Source organism: Geobacillus sp. LYN3 (assembly GCF_003064505.1).
GTDB classification, from domain to species: domain Bacteria; phylum Bacillota; class Bacilli; order Bacillales; family Anoxybacillaceae; genus Parageobacillus_B; species Parageobacillus_B toebii.
Window position 1 is genome coordinate 1 of sequence record NZ_QCWL01000023.1, and the last position, 3,998, is coordinate 3,998.

Here is a 3,998-nt window from a genome sequence, read left to right on the forward strand (position 1 = left end):
CATTTTCTATGACCGAAATGCCCTATTTGTGCTGGGCTTTTTTATACACTAGCACTGGGGTGAATAGTTACGAAAAATGTGGTTATTTTCGTTATTCTACCATGCGAAAAATAGATTCTCACTGGCTGCTAAGGAGCGGGAAGAATTATTAGATTTTGCTCGTTACCAAAATGGAGCGTTTATTGTAAAATAGAAATGGCGTTCCGTCGTGAAAACGCGGACGATGGATTAGCGTATGACGTTGGATGATTTTTCACGGTGCGGAGGATTACAATGGAACAACATCATTTTTTCTTAAAAGCAAATTGGTCTGGCGGAAGAAATGGCAGCGGCTTTATTGACGCTGGCCAGTTGAAGACGAAAGTATCCATTCCGCCGGAGATGGATGGACCAGGAATTGGAACAAATCCAGACGAAATGTTGTTAGGCGCAGCAGCAACCTGTTATTTAATTACGCTTGCGGCGATGTTAGAACGTTCTTCCATTCCGGTTAATGAACTTACAATGGAATCAGAAGGAATTGTGGAAGTAGAGAGAGGAGTAATTACGTACAAAACGATCATTCACCGTCCTGCGATCACATTGGTTGCTGGAGCGACGGACAAAGAGGTCCAAAAAACAGCGCTCCTTGCGGAAAAAGCAGAAAAAAGCTGCATGATATCAAGAGCGATAAAAGGAAATGTCGAGATGAAATTAGAATCAGATATACGTATTTCACCAAAATAAATAAAAAAGTAAAGAGGGAAAGGCAATGTATACAAATGAAATGATTTATCAAGAATTAGTGCAAATTTGCGGGAAAGAAAATGTCTTGCGGGATGAACCGCTGAAATATCATACATTAGTCAAAATTGGCGGCAAGGCGGATTTCCTTGTCTGGCCAACAACATATGAGCAAGTAATGGAAGTCGTTCGGTTAAAAGAAAAATATCAGCTTCCTTTTACACTGCTTGGCAACGGGTCGAACGTCATCGTGCGTGACGGCGGCATTCGCGGCATTGTGATGCAATTAAAACATCTTACAGAAATCAAAGTGGAAGGGGAAAAAATCATCGCCCAAAGCGGCGCCGATATTAAAGCCGTTTCCCGGTTTGCGCTAGAACATAGCTTAACGGGACTCGAGTTTGCATGCGGCATTCCGGGATCTATCGGCGGCGCGATTATGATGAATGCGGGCGCCTACGGTGGAGAAGTCAAAGACGTGATTGATCATGTGAAGGTTATCACACAAACAGGAGAATGTAAGATTTTGAAAAAAGATGATTTGCAGCTCGGTTATCGAACAAGCATTATTAGCAAGACACATGATATTGTGTTAGAGGCAGTATTTCAGCTTAAAAAAGGCGATCCGCAAAAAATTAAAGAAAAAATGGACGATTTAACGTTCCAGCGCGAATCAAAACAGCCGCTTGAGTATCCGTCTGTCGGCAGTGTATTTAAACGACCTCCTGGCTATTTTGCGGGCAAACTTATTCAAGACAGCGGCCTGCAAGGAAAAGGAGTCGGCGGTGCGGAAGTATCGACGAAGCATGCTGGTTTCATTATTAATAAAAACAACGCCACCGCTTCCGACTATATTGCAACCATTGAAATGGTGCGGAAGACGGTAAAAGAGAAATTCGGCGTTGATCTTGAATTAGAGGTGAAAATTATCGGGGAGGATATAAAACAGCAACAACAATAACAGAAATTCGGTCCGAACTCACAAACGAGTTCGGATTTTTTGTTGAAAAGAGAATAATAGAGACAGAAAAAACAAAGCCCCCAAGTGAGGCTTCGTTTCAAAACTGCTTCTAGTTTTTATACCCAGCCGCGCGCTTTCATCGCCTCTGTGATTCGTTTTAACGAAATGATGTAAGCGGCTGTGCGCAAATCGGTTTCATGTTCTTCCGCTGCTTCATAAACGGCGTGGAAGCTTTGCACCATGATGTTTGCTAATTTTTTGTTCACCTCTTCTTCGCTCCAGTAATAGTTCATTAAATTTTGCACCCATTCAAAGTAGGATACGGTTACGCCGCCTGCGTTCGCAAGAATATCAGGGATGACGATAATTCCTTTCTCTGTGAGGATGCGGTCTGCATCCGGAGAGATTGGGCCATTTGCCGCTTCTGCGATGATTTTCGCTTGAACTCGGTCGGCGTTTTTTGATGTGATCGCGTTTTCCAAAGCGGCAGGAATTAAAATGTCTACTTTCAGTTCCAGTAAAGCGGAAGGATCGATTTGATATTCCGCGCCGTAGTCGAGCAAAGTGAGATGATCTTTCAAATATTCCACTTTCGCTATATCCAATCCGTTCGGGTCATAAATGGCGCCTTTGGAATCGCTGACAGCGACGATTTTGCATCCCAGTTCCGCAAGCAGCTTGGCGGCGATTCTTCCCGCGTTTCCGAATCCTTGAATCGCGACGGTCGCGTCTTTTAACGGACGTCCGAGTTTTTTCATCGCTTCTTGAATCGTAATGACACAACCGCGTGCGGTTGCTTCATTTCTTCCTTTCGATCCCCCAATGATGAGCGGTTTTCCTGTAATGACGCCTGGGGAGAAAGATTGATTGATGCGACTATATGTATCCATCATCCAGCCCATAATTTGCGAATTTGTATAAACGTCAGGCGCAGGAATATCTTTATCCGGGCCGATGATTTGCGAAATGGCTTCGATAAATCCGCGGCTGACTCGTTCTAATTCCCCACGGCTTAATGTTTGCGGGTCACAGATGACTCCGCCTTTTCCGCCGCCGTAAGGAAGTCCGACGACAGCGCATTTAAATGACATCCACATCGATAATGCCTTCACTTCATCAAGTGTAACATCAGGATGGAAGCGGATTCCCCCTTTAGTAGGGCCCAAAGCATCGTTATGCTGAGCGCGATATCCTTCGAATACTCTGATGGAACCATCGTCCATTTTGACAGGGAATGATACGGAGAGAACTCGCATCGGTCTTTTTAAAATTTCAATGATGTGCGGTTCTAAACCTAGTTTCACTGCCGCCGTTTCAATTTGTTTTTTGACGATTTCATACGGATTTAAGTTTTCTTTTGTTACAATCATAGGCATTTCCTCCTTCTGATGATGAATGATGCAGCATGATCATAGACGGTAGCTTATTGGTTTAGCAGATTATTACCATACTACCATATACTTTTATATTTATTCAATTAAAATTTTAAATTATCAAACAACTATGTGTTTATTGTATCATTTTACATTATTATGGGAATATTGCAAAACTAGATTTAAAAGCTCGAAGTGATAGATAAGGATGGCACGCATGCAGTAAATTTGTTGGATATTACTTCATAAAAATTAAAGAAATAATGTACAATAGCGTTAATTTAATGTATATGCACATAAACATACAGCATCCTTGAGAAAAATTGATAACGGAGTTTTTATGGAGGAGAAAGGATGAAACTTTATTTTATTGTCAACCCAGCGGCGAAAAATGGGCGGTGCAAAAAGGTATGGAAAAGATTAGAGAAAGTTCTTCGCAAAAAACATATTTCATATGAAGTATTTTTTACAGAGAAGCAAGGTGATGGGAAACGAATTGCCAGGCAAATCATTGAGAGTACGAGCGAAACTGCCGCCATTATTGCCATCGGCGGCGACGGCACGGTCCATGAAATCGCAAACGGTGTCTTTCCATTTAAGCACGGTATTGTTGGCTATATACCAGCAGGCACGGGAAATGACTTTTCGCGCGGCATCCGCATTCCGAATCATCCTCGAAAAGCGTTGGAGCACATTCTCTTATTACTGAAAAGCCATTGTTTTTCTGCCTGTGATATTGGCCGATTTGCAGGTCCGCATGTACAAGAAGGGGTGTTTGTGAACAATTTAGGCTGCGGTTTTGATGCGCAAATTTCGCGAAAAGTAAATCGCTCCAAACTAAAGTCGTTGTTCAATCGCCTTTCTCTTGGCGTAACTATTCAGCCACATCATAAAGTGAGCTGAATATTTTCTTCTTTCCTTGTCTATGATGTGAATATTGA

4 protein-coding genes are annotated in these 3,998 nt (G+C 42.4%); 3 read left to right on the forward strand and 1 reads right to left on the reverse strand.

Translation table 11 applies throughout. The annotated features are described in order from the left end of the window. Window positions 1–273 precede the first annotated feature (273 nt). Both DCC82_RS16540 and murB read left to right on the forward strand, forming a co-directional pair. On the forward strand, window positions 274–726 hold the full coding sequence (locus DCC82_RS16540; protein ID WP_097355090.1) for an OsmC family protein: 453 nt from the start codon (window positions 274–276) through the stop codon (window positions 724–726). 25 nt (window positions 727–751) lie between these two features. Continuing rightward, complete coding sequence (murB, locus tag DCC82_RS16545) at window positions 752–1,684, forward strand: UDP-N-acetylmuramate dehydrogenase (protein ID WP_012749494.1); 933 nt, start codon at window positions 752–754, stop codon at window positions 1,682–1,684. Between the two features lie 116 nt (window positions 1,685–1,800). Here murB and DCC82_RS16550 read toward each other — a convergent pair whose 3' ends face one another. Next, window positions 1,801–3,060 carry a Glu/Leu/Phe/Val family dehydrogenase gene (locus DCC82_RS16550; RefSeq protein WP_097355091.1) on the reverse strand — a complete coding sequence of 420 codons (1,260 nt, stop codon included), beginning with the start codon at window positions 3,058–3,060 and terminating at the stop codon, window positions 1,801–1,803. A gap of 351 nt (window positions 3,061–3,411) precedes the next feature. On the opposite strand from DCC82_RS16550, the gene DCC82_RS16555 reads away from it, so the two are divergent. Further along, window positions 3,412–3,960: a diacylglycerol/lipid kinase family protein gene (locus DCC82_RS16555; protein WP_233253072.1), complete on the forward strand. Its 549-nt coding sequence runs from the start codon at window positions 3,412–3,414 to the stop codon at window positions 3,958–3,960. Window positions 3,961–3,998 lie beyond the last annotated feature (38 nt).